General features: G+C 53.6%; 14 protein-coding genes and 2 tRNA genes. 12 read left to right on the top strand and 4 right to left on the bottom strand.

What is annotated here, in order from left to right:
* Window positions 1–28 precede the first annotated feature (28 nt).
* Together E0L21_RS20380 and E0L21_RS20375 are read left to right on the top strand one after the other, a co-directional pair.
* A tRNA-Asp gene (locus E0L21_RS20380) sits at window positions 29–105 on the top strand.
* Between the two features lie 8 nt (window positions 106–113).
* A tRNA-Trp gene (locus tag E0L21_RS20375) sits at window positions 114–189 on the top strand.
* A gap of 96 nt (window positions 190–285) precedes the next feature.
* Here the strand turns inward: E0L21_RS20375 and hdfR are convergent.
* On the bottom strand, window positions 286–1,119 hold the full coding sequence (gene hdfR, locus E0L21_RS20370; protein ID WP_131412692.1) for an HTH-type transcriptional regulator HdfR: 834 nt from the start codon (window positions 1,117–1,119) through the stop codon (window positions 286–288).
* A 106-nt stretch (window positions 1,120–1,225) separates the two neighbouring features.
* Here hdfR and E0L21_RS20365 point away from each other — a divergent pair, with 106 nt between their 5' ends.
* Window positions 1,226–1,564, top strand: coding sequence for a DUF413 domain-containing protein (locus tag E0L21_RS20365; RefSeq protein ID WP_131412690.1), 339 nt, complete (start codon window positions 1,226–1,228; stop codon window positions 1,562–1,564).
* A gap of 26 nt (window positions 1,565–1,590) precedes the next feature.
* Here the strand turns inward: E0L21_RS20365 and E0L21_RS20360 are convergent, their stop codons facing one another.
* Complete coding sequence (locus tag E0L21_RS20360; protein WP_131412688.1) at window positions 1,591–3,111, bottom strand: YifB family Mg chelatase-like AAA ATPase; 1,521 nt, start codon at window positions 3,109–3,111, stop codon at window positions 1,591–1,593.
* 318 nt (window positions 3,112–3,429) lie between these two features.
* Between E0L21_RS20360 and ilvL the strand changes: the two genes are divergently transcribed.
* From ilvL to ilvA, 6 genes are all read left to right on the top strand, one after another.
* On the top strand, window positions 3,430–3,528 hold the full coding sequence (gene ilvL, locus E0L21_RS20355) for an ilv operon leader peptide (RefSeq protein ID WP_015966468.1): 99 nt from the start codon (window positions 3,430–3,432) through the stop codon (window positions 3,526–3,528).
* A 139-nt stretch (window positions 3,529–3,667) separates the two neighbouring features.
* Window positions 3,668–5,314 (top strand): acetolactate synthase 2 catalytic subunit, encoded by a 1,647-nt coding sequence (gene ilvG, locus E0L21_RS20350; RefSeq protein ID WP_131412686.1) that lies wholly within the window; start codon window positions 3,668–3,670, stop codon window positions 5,312–5,314.
* Window positions 5,311–5,580 (top strand): acetolactate synthase 2 small subunit, encoded by a 270-nt coding sequence (gene ilvM, locus E0L21_RS20345; protein WP_131412684.1) that lies wholly within the window; start codon window positions 5,311–5,313, stop codon window positions 5,578–5,580. The genes ilvG and ilvM overlap by 4 nt, the downstream gene beginning before the upstream one ends.
* Before the next feature lie 17 nt (window positions 5,581–5,597).
* Window positions 5,598–6,527 carry a branched-chain amino acid transaminase gene (locus tag E0L21_RS20340; RefSeq protein WP_131412682.1) on the top strand — a complete coding sequence of 310 codons (930 nt, stop codon included), beginning with the start codon at window positions 5,598–5,600 and terminating at the stop codon, window positions 6,525–6,527.
* A 188-nt stretch (window positions 6,528–6,715) separates the two neighbouring features.
* Window positions 6,716–8,566, top strand: a complete 1,851-nt coding sequence (ilvD, locus tag E0L21_RS20335; RefSeq protein ID WP_131412680.1) for a dihydroxy-acid dehydratase — start codon at window positions 6,716–6,718, stop codon at window positions 8,564–8,566.
* Window positions 8,567–8,568: 2 nt separating this feature from the next.
* Entirely contained in the window at window positions 8,569–10,113 is a 1,545-nt protein-coding gene (ilvA, locus tag E0L21_RS20330; RefSeq protein ID WP_131412698.1) for a threonine ammonia-lyase, biosynthetic, read from the top strand.
* On the opposite strand, the gene ilvY is transcribed toward ilvA, so the two are convergent.
* Complete coding sequence (ilvY, locus tag E0L21_RS20325; RefSeq protein WP_131412678.1) at window positions 10,110–11,000, bottom strand: HTH-type transcriptional activator IlvY; 891 nt, start codon at window positions 10,998–11,000, stop codon at window positions 10,110–10,112. The genes ilvA and ilvY overlap by 4 nt on opposite strands.
* Window positions 11,001–11,217: 217 nt before the next feature.
* Between ilvY and ilvC the strand changes: the two genes are divergently transcribed.
* The 3 genes from ilvC to E0L21_RS20310 all read left to right on the top strand — a co-directional run bounded on the left by ilvC (window position 11,218) and on the right by E0L21_RS20310 (window position 13,654).
* On the top strand, window positions 11,218–12,693 hold the full coding sequence (ilvC, locus tag E0L21_RS20320; protein ID WP_131412676.1) for a ketol-acid reductoisomerase: 1,476 nt from the start codon (window positions 11,218–11,220) through the stop codon (window positions 12,691–12,693).
* A 158-nt stretch (window positions 12,694–12,851) separates the two neighbouring features.
* Window positions 12,852–13,289, top strand: a complete 438-nt coding sequence (locus E0L21_RS20315; RefSeq protein ID WP_131412674.1) for an RrF2 family transcriptional regulator — start codon at window positions 12,852–12,854, stop codon at window positions 13,287–13,289.
* Window positions 13,289–13,654, top strand: coding sequence for a DUF1360 domain-containing protein (locus tag E0L21_RS20310; RefSeq protein WP_131412672.1), 366 nt, complete (start codon window positions 13,289–13,291; stop codon window positions 13,652–13,654). Before E0L21_RS20315 ends, E0L21_RS20310 begins: the two co-directional genes overlap by 1 nt.
* A gap of 34 nt (window positions 13,655–13,688) precedes the next feature.
* Here E0L21_RS20310 and ppiC read toward each other — a convergent pair whose 3' ends face one another.
* Window positions 13,689–13,970 (bottom strand): peptidylprolyl isomerase PpiC, encoded by a 282-nt coding sequence (gene ppiC / locus E0L21_RS20305; RefSeq protein WP_001140255.1) that lies wholly within the window; start codon window positions 13,968–13,970, stop codon window positions 13,689–13,691.
* Window positions 13,971–14,130 lie beyond the last annotated feature (160 nt).

Genomic DNA, 14,130 nt, shown 5'->3' with positions numbered 1-14,130 from the left:
CAAACCGGTGGTTGTGAAGAAATTCGGTGGAGCGGTAGTTCAGTCGGTTAGAATACCTGCCTGTCACGCAGGGGGTCGCGGGTTCGAGTCCCGTCCGTTCCGCCACCCTAATTAGGGGCGTAGTTCAATTGGTAGAGCACCGGTCTCCAAAACCGGGTGTTGGGGGTTCGAGTCCCTCCGCCCCTGCCAGAAACAATCCTTAGCATTTGCTAAGGATTTTTTTTGCTTCTTTATTAATGCCCACGCTACAAATAATCTCTCGCATGGCATCCTTGCCGGAAATATTTAATCAATTACTTTGATTTTCAAAAGATCGCGGATCTGATTCTGTTTGTCGCTATTCTGTAGCCAAATTGCATAAAGTGGGCGAGAAAGCATCGTTGTGTCAGCAACCGGGTGCAGCTTCTCTTTTTGCTCTGCCCATGAGACAGGCAGCCAGGTGCAGCCATTGAGTTGCGGTAATTGCTGATGTGCTACTTCTGCAGAGCTGGTCGTCAATGTTGGCACATCATCACTGGCGATTAACTCCGACTCATGCTGCTGAAAATCGGGCCCCCATTCGAGGCGCAGGTAATTCAATTCCGACTTGCTCTTTTCCGGAGCTGCGCAGTAAAGCGCAAGTGTGAAATGGCCGAGCAACTGGCTGCTAAATTCATCCATCTTCGGTGTTTCAGTTGTAATCAAAAGATCCAGTTGTCGCTCATGTAGCTGTTTAACCAATGATTGTCGCTGTGCAATTCGTGCTTCGAATTGAAGGTTTCCTTGCAGGTTATACAGCCTGGTTAACCAATTGCTAAGCATGCATTCCCATAGTGATGCGCTGGCACCAATAGAAAATTGGTGGTGCCGCGATGTATGCGCCACTTCCTTCCTTGCTGCTTGCCACGTGCTCATCAATGTTTCCGCATACGGCAGCAGCTTCTCGCCTGCTGCTGTCAGGCGGATATTGTTGCGATGGCGTGTAAAGAGATTAACCCCAAGCTGGTTCTCTAACTGGCGAATACGAAAACTCACCGCGGACTGGGTCAGATAGAGTGCTTCGGCTGCACGACCGAAGTGACGAGTCCTGCTAACTTCCAGGAAAGTTTTTAATAATTCCGTATCCACAGTTTTCTCCACAAAAAAATTTGTCGTAATGATTTAAATGTTTTGTTTTACACTCTGTCAAGCGTAACTAATACTCCGCGCCATAAATAGCTCGGCCAAAGAATTAGGAGCGTGCAGGATGGCGGAAAGCTTTACGACGACGAATCGTTTTTTCGACAATAAAAATTATCCACGCGGGTTCTCTCGCCACGGTGATTTCACCATCAAAGAGGCGCAACTGCTTGAGCGTCATGGTTATGCTTTTAACGAGCTGGAACTCGGTAAGCGTGAACCGGTAACTGAAGAAGAAACGCAATTCGTTGCAGTGTGCCGTGGAGAGCGTGATCCAGACACCGAAGCAGAACGTGTTTGGATCAAGTATATGGCGCGCATTAAGCGTCCGAAGCGCTTTCACACCCTGTCAGGTGGGAAACCACAGATGGAAGGCGCGGAAGACTATACGGATTCCGAAGATTAAGAGAGAAGGGGCTAAGGCCCCTTTTTTTACATCAGCATTTTTTGCAAGTGAATCAGCAGTCTGTCAATTGCGCGATAACTTAATGCTTCCTGCAGGTGTGCTCGCAGAATTGCAGGCTCGTCTTCAAGATCGGCTATCGTACGTGCAACCCTCAACAGACGTTGCCAGGCGCGTACCGACAACCCCAGACGTGTTAACGTCTCTTCCAGCCAACTCCCGTCTTCCCTGGTAAGTATACAAAGCTGTTTCGTTTCGCTGCTGTCCAGACGTGCATTGAGTTTATTCTGACGCTGATACTGCCGTGCCCGGGCCTGAATAACCCGCAAGCGCACCGTTTCACTGCTTTCACCTTTATGTTGTGGCTGGCTCATCAACCCCGGTGCAAGCAGAGGGATCTCAAGCGAGAGATCGAAGCGATCAAGAAAAGGGCCTGATAGTTTTCCCAAATAGCGCAGTGTTTGCTCCGGTGTTGAGCGGTTATGGTTTCCCTGGTAATGGCCAGTCGGGCTGGGGTTCATGGCGGCGATTAACTGGAAGCGTGCGGGATAGGTAACTTTCGCCCTTGCCCGCGAGAGATGGATTTGCCCGGATTCAATAGGTTCACGGAGTGCATCCAGCACGCGGCGTTCAAATTCCGGTAATTCATCCAGAAACAGAACGCCATTATGTGCCAGCGAAATTTCCCCTGGGCCAGGTATGGATCCACCGCCGACAAGCGCCGCCAGTGAAGCACTGTGATGCGGGGCTCTGAATGGGCGTCTGCGCCAGTGGCGCGAGAGTGAAGCTGAATTTACAACACTCATAATTGTCGCGCTTTCCAGTGCTTCCTGGTTATTCAACGGCGGCAATAGTCCCCCCAGTCGACTGGCCAGCATGGTCTTTCCCGTGCCCGGTGGCCCTATTAACAATAGGTTATGTCCACCTGCCGCAGTGATTTCCAGTGCACGCTTCCCTTGTTCCTGTCCAATAACATCGCTTAAATCCTCACTGTAGGCCTCCTGGCTGCTACAAAAGGGGACAGGTGAAGGTAATACCTGTTTTCCTTCCAGAAACGCGCACACCTCCTGTAAATGGTCGGCGACCAGACACTCCTGCGTTTCCGTGAGGCTGGCTTCCGCTTCGTTTTCTCTGGCAATAACGATGCGTCTGTTGGCTTTTACCGCTTCAATGACAGAAGAGATGGCACCGGGAACCCCACGTAATGCGCCTGTAAGGGCGAGTTCACCGACAAACTCATAGCGACTTAATTCAGGGGCCGTTAGCTGCTCAGAGGCGGAAAGAAGCGCGATAGCGATAGGTAAATCGTATCGTCCACCTTCTTTGGGTAGATCCGCAGGTGCCAGGTTAATCGTGATCCGTTTCGCCGGAAATTCATACCCGCTGTTGATAATGGCGCTACGCACCCGATCGCGCGCTTCTTTAACGGTGGTTTCCGGTAGCCCAACAATAGTCAGTCCCGGCAGCCCGTTGCTGATATGTACCTCAACGGTGACCAGCGGGGCCGTCACGCCTAACGCCGCTCGCGTAAAAATTACAGACAATGCCATAGGCTCTCCTTTTCGCAGACATTATCTGTTTTGGTTATCGCTTTTCATTATCGGAAGGCTGCTTTTGTGCGCACGTTTCCTGAATTTCACTGTAATTAGTTACTTTTTTCACCTTGTTGGAATGGTGATCTCAGCATTGTATTGCGATTGCAAGGCGTGAGAAATTTTCACTAAGAATATTCTCTATATAAAACAAAGATTTTTTGTCAATTTGTCGATGCCGCCGCAAACGGCGTCATAAATTTTTCTTGTTTCTTGACTTAAATCTGTGTTACCTCTTTAGGCATTCCTTCGAACATGAAGCAAGAACAAACACAAATGAAAGCCCTTCTACGAGTGATTAGCCTGGTCGTGATTAGCGTGGTGGTGATTATTATCCCACCGTGCGGGGCTGCACTTGGACGAGGAAAGGCTTAAAAAACAAGCCTTAACGAACTAAGACCCCCGCACCGAAAGGTCCGGGGGTTTTTTTATGACCTAAAAATATAAACGAGGAGCAGAGAATGATTTTCAGCACAAAATTCTGTTTCTCCCGATATCCGGCGGGGAACTGACTATGAATGGGGCACAGTGGGTAGTACATGCGTTGCGAGCGCAGAAAGTCGATATCGTCTTCGGCTATCCAGGCGGCGCAATTATGCCGGTTTATGATGCATTGTATGACGGCGGCGTGGAACACCTACTTTGCCGGCACGAGCAGGGCGCGGCGATGGCCGCTATCGGCTATGCTCGCGCCACCGGTAAAACCGGCGTTTGCATCGCGACTTCCGGTCCTGGTGCTACGAACCTGATCACCGGCCTTGCTGATGCGTTATTAGATTCGGTGCCGGTGGTGGCCATCACCGGCCAGGTCGCTGCTCCGCTTATGGGTACCGATGCGTTTCAGGAAGTGGATGTTCTGGGTTTATCCCTGGCCTGCACAAAGCACAGCTTTCTGGTTGAGTCGCTGGAAGAATTACCGCGTGTCATGGCTGAGGCTTTCTACGTGGCGAATTCCGGCCGCCCTGGCCCGGTACTGGTTGATATTCCAAAAGACATCCAGCTGGCTGTCGGCGATTTGGATCCCTGGTTCGCAACCGTCGATGATGAGCATTATTTCCCGCAGGCTGACGTTGAACTGGCGGTGGAGATGCTCTCGCGGGCGACAAAACCGATGCTGTACGTTGGCGGCGGTGTGGGTATGGCGCAGGCGGTTCCGGCACTGCGTGAGTTTCTGAGCATGACGCAAATGCCGGTCACTTGTACGCTGAAAGGGCTAGGCGCGGTGGAAGCTGATTATGCTTACTATCTTGGCATGCTGGGGATGCACGGCACGAAAGCCGCGAACTTTGCCGTGCAGGAGTGTGACTTGCTGATTGCCGTGGGTGCCCGTTTTGACGATCGTGTAACCGGCAAGCTGAATACCTTCGCGCCGAACGCCAAAGTGATCCATATGGATATCGACCCGGCGGAAATGAGCAAACTGCGCCAGGCGCACGTTGCGTTGCAGGGCGATTTAAATGCGTTGCTGCCTGCACTGCAACAGCCGCTGGCGATTGATGCCTGGCGTCAATACAGCGCAGATCTGCGTCGCGAGCACGCCTGGCGTTACGATCATCCCGGTGACGCAATCTACGCGCCGTTGTTGTTAAAACAGCTCTCCGATCGCAAACCGGAAAACAGCGTAGTCACTACCGATGTTGGTCAACATCAGATGTGGGCTGCGCAGCATTTGCGTTTCAGCCGCCCGGAAAATTTCATTACGTCCAGTGGGTTAGGCACGATGGGCTTCGGTTTGCCGGCCGCCGTTGGCGCGCAGGTTGCTCGCCCGGACGATACGGTAATCTGTATCTCCGGTGACGGCTCCTTCATGATGAATGTTCAGGAGCTCGGCACCGTTAAACGTAAGCAGTTACCGCTAAAGATTGTCTTACTGGACAACCAGCGTTTAGGGATGGTTCGTCAGTGGCAGCAGTTATTCTTCAATGAACGTTATAGCGAAACCACCCTGACTGATAACCCCGATTTCCTCATGCTGGCCAGCGCTTTTGGCATCCCCGGCCAGCACATCACCCGAAAAGACCAGGTTGAAGCGGCACTCGACACGATGCTCACGAGCCCAGGGCCATACCTGCTTCATGTCTCAATCGATGAACTTGAGAATGTCTGGCCGTTGGTGCCGCCCGGCGCCAGTAACTCACAAATGCTGGAGAAATTATCATGATGCAACATCAGGTCGCCGTTGAGGCTCGCTTCAATCCGGAAACATTAGAACGCGTACTGCGTGTGGTGCGTCACCGTGGCTTTCAGGTGTGTGCCATGAATATGGAAACCGCCAGTGATACGCGAAACATAAATATCGAATTGACCGTTGCCAGCCCGCGGCCTGTCGAATTACTGTTTAGCCAGTTAAGCAAACTTGTTGACGTTGCCCGGGTTGATATCCGCCAGCGTGCCACATCATCACAATCACAACAAATCCGCGCGTAAGCGCAAAAGGAAGAATAATGACGACGAAAAAAGCAGACTACATTTGGTCTAATGGCGAGATGGTTCGTTGGGAAGATGCAAAAGTCCACGTGATGTCCCACGCGCTGCATTACGGCACCTCCGTGTTTGAAGGTATCCGTTGCTATGACTCGCACAAAGGTCCGGTAGTCTTCCGCCATCGTGAACATATGCAGCGTCTGCGCGATTCCGCCAAAATCTATCGTTTCCCGGTATCTCAGAGTGTTGATGAGCTGATGGAAGCCTGCCGCCAAGTGATCCGCAAAAACAATCTGACCAGCGCCTATATTCGCCCGCTAGTGTTTGTAGGTGATGTTGGCATGGGCGTTAATCCGCCGGCGGGCTACACCACTGACGTGATCATCGCCGCGTTCCCGTGGGGCGCTTATCTCGGTGCGGAAGCACTGGAGCAGGGGATCGACGCGATGGTTTCTTCCTGGAACCGCGTTGCGCCGAACACTATCCCGACAGCTGCAAAAGCAGGTGGTAACTATCTTTCTTCCCTGCTTGTGGGTAGCGAAGCGCGCCGTCACGGTTATCAGGAAGGGATCGCGCTGGACGTTAACGGCTACATCTCTGAAGGCGCGGGCGAAAACCTGTTTGAAGTGAAAGACGGCATTCTGTTCACGCCGCCGTTTACCTCTTCTGCACTGCCGGGTATTACGCGTGATGCGATCATTAAGCTGGCAAAAGAGTTGAACATTGAAGTTCGCGAGCAGGTGTTGTCCCGTGAATCGCTGTATCTGGCTGATGAAGTGTTTATGTCCGGTACTGCGGCGGAAATCACGCCGGTGCGCAGCGTCGACGGCATTCAGGTCGGCGAAGGTCGTTGCGGCCCGGTAACCAAACGTATTCAGCAAGCATTCTTTGGCCTCTTTACCGGTGAAACGGAAGATAAGTGGGGCTGGTTGGATCAAGTTAATCCATAAATACCCCTCATACTTCAGGTTGTAGGTGTGTTGGCCGCACTCGTTCACCCCAGTCACTTACTTATGTAAGTGACTGGGGATTCGCTCGCTTGCCGCCTTCCTACAACCCGGATTATTTAGGGTATAGCAAATAAAAACGGGACGGCACGCACCGTCCCGTTTAACTGACAGACACTGGGAGTTAAAGCATGCCTAAGTACCGTTCCGCCACCACCACCCACGGGCGCAATATGGCGGGTGCCCGCGCGCTGTGGCGCGCAACCGGGATGACCGACGCCGATTTCGGCAAGCCAATTATTGCCGTCGTGAACTCGTTTACCCAGTTCGTGCCAGGCCACGTTCACCTGCGCGATCTGGGTAAGCTGGTTGCGGAGCAAATCGAAGCCGCAGGCGGCGTGGCGAAAGAGTTCAATACCATCGCCGTTGATGATGGCATCGCCATGGGCCACGGCGGCATGCTTTACTCACTGCCTTCCCGCGAGCTGATTGCCGATTCCGTTGAATATATGGTCAATGCCCACTGCGCTGACGCGATGGTGTGTATTTCCAACTGCGACAAAATCACCCCAGGGATGCTGATGGCCTCTCTGCGGTTGAACATTCCGGTGATTTTCGTCTCCGGCGGCCCGATGGAAGCCGGGAAAACAAAACTCTCCAACCAGATAATCAAACTCGATCTGGTGGATGCCATGATTCAGGGCGCAGATCCGAAAGTCTCTGATGATCAGAGCGATCAGGTGGAACGCTCCGCCTGCCCAACTTGCGGTTCCTGCTCCGGTATGTTCACCGCCAACTCAATGAACTGTCTGACCGAAGCGCTGGGGCTGTCGCAGCCGGGTAACGGCTCGCTGCTGGCAACCCACGCCGATCGCAAGGATCTGTTTATCAACGCGGGTAAACGCATTGTTGAGCTGACCAAACGCTATTACGAGCAAGATGACGCCAGCGCGCTGCCGCGTGCTATCGCCAATAAAGCGGCGTTTGAGAACGCCATGACGCTGGATATCGCCATGGGCGGCTCGACTAACACCGTTCTGCACCTGCTGGCCGCCGCGCAGGAAGCAGAAATTGATTTCACCATGAGTGATATCGATAAGCTGTCCCGCAAAGTTCCGCAGCTGTGTAAAGTCGCGCCGAGTACGCAGAAATATCATATGGAAGATGTGCACCGCGCTGGTGGCGTGCTGGGCATCCTGGGTGAGCTGGATCGCGCTAACTTGTTGAACCGTGACGTGAAAAACGTGCTCGGTCTGACGCTGCCGCAAACCCTTGAGCAGTACGACGTGATGCTGACCAAAGACGACGCGGTGAAAACCATGTTCCGCGCAGGTCCGGCGGGCATTCGCACTACGCAGGCGTTCTCGCAGAACTGCCGCTGGGACACGCTGGATGATGATCGTGCTGAAGGCTGCATCCGTTCGCTGGAGCATGCTTACAGCCAGGACGGCGGTTTGGCCGTGCTGTACGGCAACTTTGCGGAAAACGGCTGTATCGTAAAAACCGCAGGCGTTGATGACAGCAACCTGAAATTCACCGGCCCGGCGAAAGTGTATGAAAGCCAGGATGCGGCGGTGGAAGCCATTCTCGGCGGTAAAGTTGTCGCAGGTGATGTGGTGGTGATTCGCTACGAAGGACCAAAAGGTGGACCTGGGATGCAGGAAATGCTCTACCCAACCAGCTTCCTGAAATCGATGGGTCTTGGCAAAGCTTGCGCGCTGATCACTGACGGGCGTTTCTCCGGCGGAACATCGGGCTTGTCTATCGGCCACGTCTCCCCGGAAGCAGCAAGCGGTGGCAATATCGGCCTGATCGAAGATGGTGACATCATCGCTATTGATATTCCGAGCCGTAGTATTCAACTGCAACTGAGTGACCGTGAACTGGCGGCGCGTCGTGAAGCACAGGAAGCCCGTGGCGATAAAGCCTGGACGCCGGTTGACCGTGAACGTCAGGTTTCCTTCGCGCTGCGCGCTTATGCCAGCCTCGCGACCAGTGCGGATAAAGGCGCGGTTCGCGATAAATCCAAACTTGGGGGTTAATGATGGCTGAATCCCAACCCCTCTCAGCCGCTCCCGAAGGGGCGGAATATCTGAGAGCGGTGCTGCGTGCGCCGGTTTACGAAGCGGCGCAGGTAACGCCGCTGCAAAAAATGGAGAAGCTCTCTTCGCGTCTCGACAACGTGATCCTGGTGAAGCGTGAAGACCGCCAGCCGGTACACAGCTTTAAGTTGCGTGGCGCGTACGCGATGATTGCCGGGTTGACCACCGAGCAGAAAGCGCATGGCGTGATTACTGCTTCTGCGGGCAACCACGCGCAGGGCGTGGCGATGTCCTCGACGCGCCTGGGGATCAAATCGCTGATTGTGATGCCTGTCGCCACTGCGGATATCAAAGTGGATGCGGTGCGCGGCTTTGGTGGCGAAGTGCTGCTGTACGGTGCCAACTTCGACGAAGCGAAAGGGAAAGCCATCGAACTTGCCGAGCAACAAGGTTTCACCTTTGTGCCGCCGTTTGATCACCCTATGGTGATCGCCGGGCAGGGCACGCTGGCATTGGAATTATTGCAACAGGACGCGCATATCGATCGGGTTTTTGTGCCGGTCGGCGGCGGCGGTTTAGCGGCGGGCGTCGCGGTGTTAATTAAACAGTTGATGCCGCAAATCAAAGTGATTGCTGTTGAAGCGGAAGATTCCGCATGCCTGAAAGCGGCGCTGGAGGCGGGTCATCCGGTAGATTTACCCCGCGTTGGGCTGTTTGCTGAAGGTGTAGCGGTAAAACGCATTGGCAACGAAACCTTCCGCCTGTGTCAGGAGTATCTCGACGACATCATCACCGTGGATAGCGATGCGATTTGCGCGGCGATGAAAGATCTGTTCGAAGATGTCCGCGCGGTGGCGGAACCGTCCGGTGCGCTGGCGCTGGCGGGGATGAAAAAATACATTGCTAAACACAATATTCACGGTGAACGACTGGCGCATGTGCTTTCCGGTGCGAACGTCAATTTCCACGGCTTACGTTATGTTTCTGAACGTTGTGAATTGGGTGAGCAGCGTGAAGCGCTGCTGGCAGTGACTATTCCGGAAGAGAAAGGTAGCTTCCTGAAGTTTTGCCAGTTGTTGGGCGGACGCTCCGTTACAGAGTTTAACTACCGTTTTGCTGATGCCAAAGACGCCTGCATTTTTGTCGGCGTGCGGTTAAGCCGGGGGCTGGAGGAGCGTAAAGAGATCCTCGATCTGCTGCACGAAGGCGGTTATAGCGTGGTGGATCTTTCCGATGATGAGATGGCGAAACTGCACGTGCGTTACATGGTCGGCGGACGTCCGTCGAAACCGCTCCGTGAACGTCTGTACAGTTTTGAGTTTCCGGAATCGCCCGGCGCACTGCTGAAGTTCCTGCATACGCTTGGTACGCACTGGAATATTTCGCTGTTCCATTACCGCAGCCACGGCACCGACTATGGGCGCGTTCTGGCAGCCTTTGAACTGGGCGAGCATGAACCGGATTTCGAAACCCGGCTCAACGAGTTGGGCTACGAGTGCCACGACGAAACGCATAATCCGGCATTCCGCTTTTTCCTTGCCGGTTAGTTGTTCGGCAGGATTTTCCAGAACGCATCAATAAGCGGCTCATAGAGCCGCTTTTTTTGTACACACACGCCAAGTTCGAACGGCGTTTTCTCATCGCTGCGTTCAAGGATCATCACGCGGTTGCGCACCGGCTCCGGGCTGTTTTCCAGCACCACTTCCGGGATTAACGCCACGCCGCAACCGAGTGCGACCATTGACACCATCGCTTCGTGGCCACCGACGGTGGCGTAAATTGACGGGTTGCTGATTTTGTGGCGGCGGAACCACAGCTCAATACGGCGGCGCACTGGGCCTTGATCCGCCATGATAAACGGCACGGTGGACCAGTCCGGTTCGGTCTGCGAAACCTGGTTACGCACCGGGCAGGCAAGCGCAGGTGCTATCAGCACCACGGCCAGGTTTTCCAGCATCGAAAAGGCCACCGCGCCGGGCAGCGTTTCCGGTTTCCCGGCAATCGCCAGATCCGCTTCGCCGGTCACCACTTTTTCCATCGCATCAGCGGCATCGCCGGTGGTGAGTTTGATTTCTACCGACGGATGCTCCGCGCGAAAGCGATCGAGAATCGGCGGCAAATGGCTGTAAGCCGCGGTGACAGAACAGAAAAGATGCAGTTCGCCGGAGAGCGACGGGCCTTGCTGGTCGATAGTGTGGCGCAGTTGCTGATACTGCAATAATGTTTGTTGAGCGAAAACGCGCAGCTCTTCGCCCGCTTCTGTCAGCGTGACGGTACGGTTATCACGTACAAACAGCGGTTGCCCGAGATCTTCTTCCAGCCGCTGGATTTGTCGCGAAAGCGTGGAAGGGCTGACATGCATGGCGCGCGCGCTGCGGCCAAAATGGCGGCTTTCGGCCAGATGCAGGAACGTTTTCAGATCGCGTAAATCCATGAGACAGGCTCCACAAATTTACATTGCAAAAATTGCAATGTGACATTGTTAATATATCAATTTAAGCAACGCATTTCCTGTCATATAGTGGGTTCAATCTCGCTCATCAGCGAACTGAACAATAAATATTGCCCTGAATAATTTGCGCAACAGAAAATCCAAAGCGTTAGCGCAAAAGAAGAACGGCACAACACAACATCACACGACGAGGTCTCAAATGGCTAACTACTTTAATACACTGAACCTGCGCCAGCAGCTGGCGCAGCTGGGCAAATGCCGCTTTATGGCGCGTGACGAATTTGCCGATGGCGCAAGCTACCTTCAGGGTAAAAAAGTGGTCATCGTCGGCTGCGGCGCCCAGGGGCTGAACCAGGGCCTGAACATGCGCGACTCCGGCCTGGATATCTCTTATGCGCTGCGTAAAGAAGCCATTGCGGAAAAACGCGCATCCTGGCGCAAAGCGACCGAAAACGGTTTTAAAGTCGGTACTTATGAAGAGCTGATCCCGCAGGCGGATCTGGTCGTAAACCTGACGCCGGACAAACAGCACTCTGACGTCGTACGTTCCGTACAGCCGCTGATGAAAGACGGCGCAGCTTTGGGCTACTCTCACGGTTTCAATATCGTGGAAGTGGGTGAGCAGATCCGTAAAGACATCACCGTTGTGATGGTGGCGCCGAAGTGCCCGGGTACTGAAGTGCGTGAAGAGTATAAACGCGGTTTCGGTGTTCCGACCCTGATCGCTGTCCACCCGGAAAACGACCCGAAAGGCGAAGGGATGGCAATTGCCAAAGCCTGGGCTGCGGCAACCGGTGGTCACCGTGCGGGCGTTCTGGAGTCCTCTTTTGTTGCGGAAGTAAAATCTGACCTGATGGGCGAGCAGACCATCCTCTGCGGCATGCTGCAGGCGGGTTCCCTGCTGTGCTTCGACAAGCTGGTGGCGGAAGGGACCGACCCGGCTTACGCAGAAAAACTGATTCAGTTCGGTTGGGAAACCATCACCGAAGCGCTGAAACAAGGTGGTATTACGCTGATGATGGATCGCCTGTCCAACCCGGCGAAGCTGCGTGCGTACGCGCTGTCAGAACAGCTGAAAGGCATTATGGCACCGCTGTTCCAGAAACATATGGACGACATCATCTCCGGCGAGTTCTCTTCCGGCATGATGGCTGACTGGGCCAACGACGATAAGAAACTGCTGACCTGGCGTGAAGAAACCGGTAAAACCGCGTTTGAAACCGCACCGCAGTTTGAAGGCAAAATCGGCGAGCAAGAGTACTTTGATAAAGGCGTGCTGATGATTGCGATGGTAAAAGCGGGCGTTGAACTGGCGTTCGAAACCATGGTGGCGTCCGGCATTATCGAAGAATCCGCTTACTATGAATCGCTGCACGAACTGCCGCTGATTGCCAACACCATCGCGCGTAAACGTCTGTATGAGATGAACGTGGTTATCTCCGATACCGCAGAGTACGGCAACTACCTGTTCTCTTACGCTTGCGTACCGCTGCTGAAAGAGTTTATGACCACGCTGCAAACGGGCGATCTGGGCACCGCGATTGCCGAAGGTGCGGTAGATAACGCGCAGTTACGCGATGTGAATGACGCGATTCGCAGCCACGAGATCGAGAAAGTGGGCCAGAAACTGCGCGGTTATATGACGGACATGAAACGCATCGCCGTCGCGAGCTAATTCCTCGTCGTCTTTCGGTAGCGACAAGCCGAAGCCCATAGCAAAGTTTAAGCCCGGAGGCGCTAGCGCTTCCGGGCTTTTTTACGAGCAAAAATGGCGGCGATCTTTTTTGCACATCTGTCTTGTTGAATGTGTCTTTATGTAATATTGTAAGTTACATGAAAATAAATAACTCATTCTCCGCGACGCTGCACATCCTGCTCCATATGGAACAGGCGGATAAACCGATGACATCGGAACAGATGGCTGAATACATCGACGGTAATCCGGCGTTTATTCGCAAACTGCTTGCCGGGTTACGGGAACAGCAGATTGTCTGCGCGACTAAAGGGCACCACGGCGGCTGGCGACTCTGTCGCTCCGCCAGCCTCGTCACACTCTACGACATCTACATTGCCCTGGGATCGCCTGCGTTATTCGCGTTGGGTAATCGTAACGAGAACCCCCAATGTCTGGTTGAACAAGGGGTGAATCGGGTGATGTCATCGACACTTGCCGACGCACAATCGCTGATTCTTGAACGATTTAAAAACCTGACGCTACAAGATATCGGCGCGGAATTTATCAGTTATCTCAATGAAAAGGGGCACCACTGATGATTGCAGATTTAACAACCTGCCTGATGATTTCGCTGGCAGCCAGCAGCATTTCAATCACGGTGACGCAAACGGAGCTCTTTGCGGCTTTCCGTGAGTGGACAGTGAAAAAGAACGCAATGATTGGGCACTTGTTTCAGTGCTTCTATTGCCTGAGCCACTGGGCGGTGTTTGGCGGCATGCTGGTGTACCGTCCTGCTCTGCTGCACAGCGGTATTACAGTGATCGACTGGGTGATGACGGCGTTTATTACCATTACCCTGGCGACGTTGATTAATGGCCTGATGTTTAAAGTGTTCCAGGCGGCGATTAATATGCATGTGATGAAGCATGAAGCGCAGCAGAGGCTGCAATCGCACAAATAAAAAAACGGCCTCTCTGTGACGAGAGGCTCGGTCATTAGTTGCGGTACAGCACTTTGATGATGTGGTAACCGAACTGGGTGTGCAGCGGGCCGGTTGGCTCCAGCACCGGGCAGGAGAACACCACTTTATCAAATGCGGGAACCATCTGGCCCTGGCGGAATTCGCCCAAATGTCCGCCTTTTTTGCCTGACGGGCAGATAGAGTGTTTCTTTGCCAGCTTCTCGAAATCGCCGCCGTTTTTGATCTGTTCCAGAAGATCCAGCGCCAGTTTCTCTTCTTTAACAAGGATATGCAGTGCTGCTGCGGTTTTTGCCATGATCGTGCCTTGAGTGGTATGGATTTGGCTGGCTATACTACCACGCGTTTATACACTTCGGCCTGCAATCTGCCCCGCTGTTGGTTGCACCTGCGACTCCGCCCATGCGTGGGACTCGCGCCTTTGGTGTTGCAGTAAGCTGCGTTAAAATCTGTCCCCG

The sequence above is a fragment of the Kosakonia quasisacchari genome (assembly GCF_004331415.1).
GTDB lineage: Bacteria > Pseudomonadota > Gammaproteobacteria > Enterobacterales > Enterobacteriaceae > Kosakonia > Kosakonia quasisacchari.
The sequence above is the reverse complement of the archived record's forward strand: the minus strand, read 5'-3'. Positions and strand labels throughout refer to the sequence as shown.

Excerpts from the sequence above, each read along its gene's own strand:
- ilvL (WP_015966468.1), top strand. The coding sequence starts at position 3,430 with ATGAAAGCCCTTCTACGAGTGATTAGCCTGGTCGTGATTAGCGTGGTG.
- ilvG (WP_131412686.1), top strand. The coding sequence starts at position 3,668 with ATGAATGGGGCACAGTGGGTAGTACATGCGTTGCGAGCGCAGAAAGTC.
- E0L21_RS20360 (WP_131412688.1), bottom strand. The coding sequence starts at position 3,111 with ATGGCATTGTCTGTAATTTTTACGCGAGCGGCGTTAGGCGTGACGGCC.
- ilvY (WP_131412678.1), bottom strand. The coding sequence starts at position 11,000 with ATGGATTTACGCGATCTGAAAACGTTCCTGCATCTGGCCGAAAGCCGC.
- E0L21_RS20365 (WP_131412690.1), top strand. The coding sequence starts at position 1,226 with ATGGCGGAAAGCTTTACGACGACGAATCGTTTTTTCGACAATAAAAAT.
- ilvA (WP_131412698.1), top strand. The coding sequence starts at position 8,569 with ATGGCTGAATCCCAACCCCTCTCAGCCGCTCCCGAAGGGGCGGAATAT.
- ilvC (WP_131412676.1), top strand. The coding sequence starts at position 11,218 with ATGGCTAACTACTTTAATACACTGAACCTGCGCCAGCAGCTGGCGCAG.
- ppiC (WP_001140255.1), bottom strand. The coding sequence starts at position 13,970 with ATGGCAAAAACCGCAGCAGCACTGCATATCCTTGTTAAAGAAGAGAAA.
- E0L21_RS20315 (WP_131412674.1), top strand. The coding sequence starts at position 12,852 with ATGAAAATAAATAACTCATTCTCCGCGACGCTGCACATCCTGCTCCAT.
- ilvM (WP_131412684.1), top strand. The coding sequence starts at position 5,311 with ATGATGCAACATCAGGTCGCCGTTGAGGCTCGCTTCAATCCGGAAACA.
- E0L21_RS20310 (WP_131412672.1), top strand. The coding sequence starts at position 13,289 with ATGATTGCAGATTTAACAACCTGCCTGATGATTTCGCTGGCAGCCAGC.
- ilvD (WP_131412680.1), top strand. The coding sequence starts at position 6,716 with ATGCCTAAGTACCGTTCCGCCACCACCACCCACGGGCGCAATATGGCG.
- E0L21_RS20340 (WP_131412682.1), top strand. The coding sequence starts at position 5,598 with ATGACGACGAAAAAAGCAGACTACATTTGGTCTAATGGCGAGATGGTT.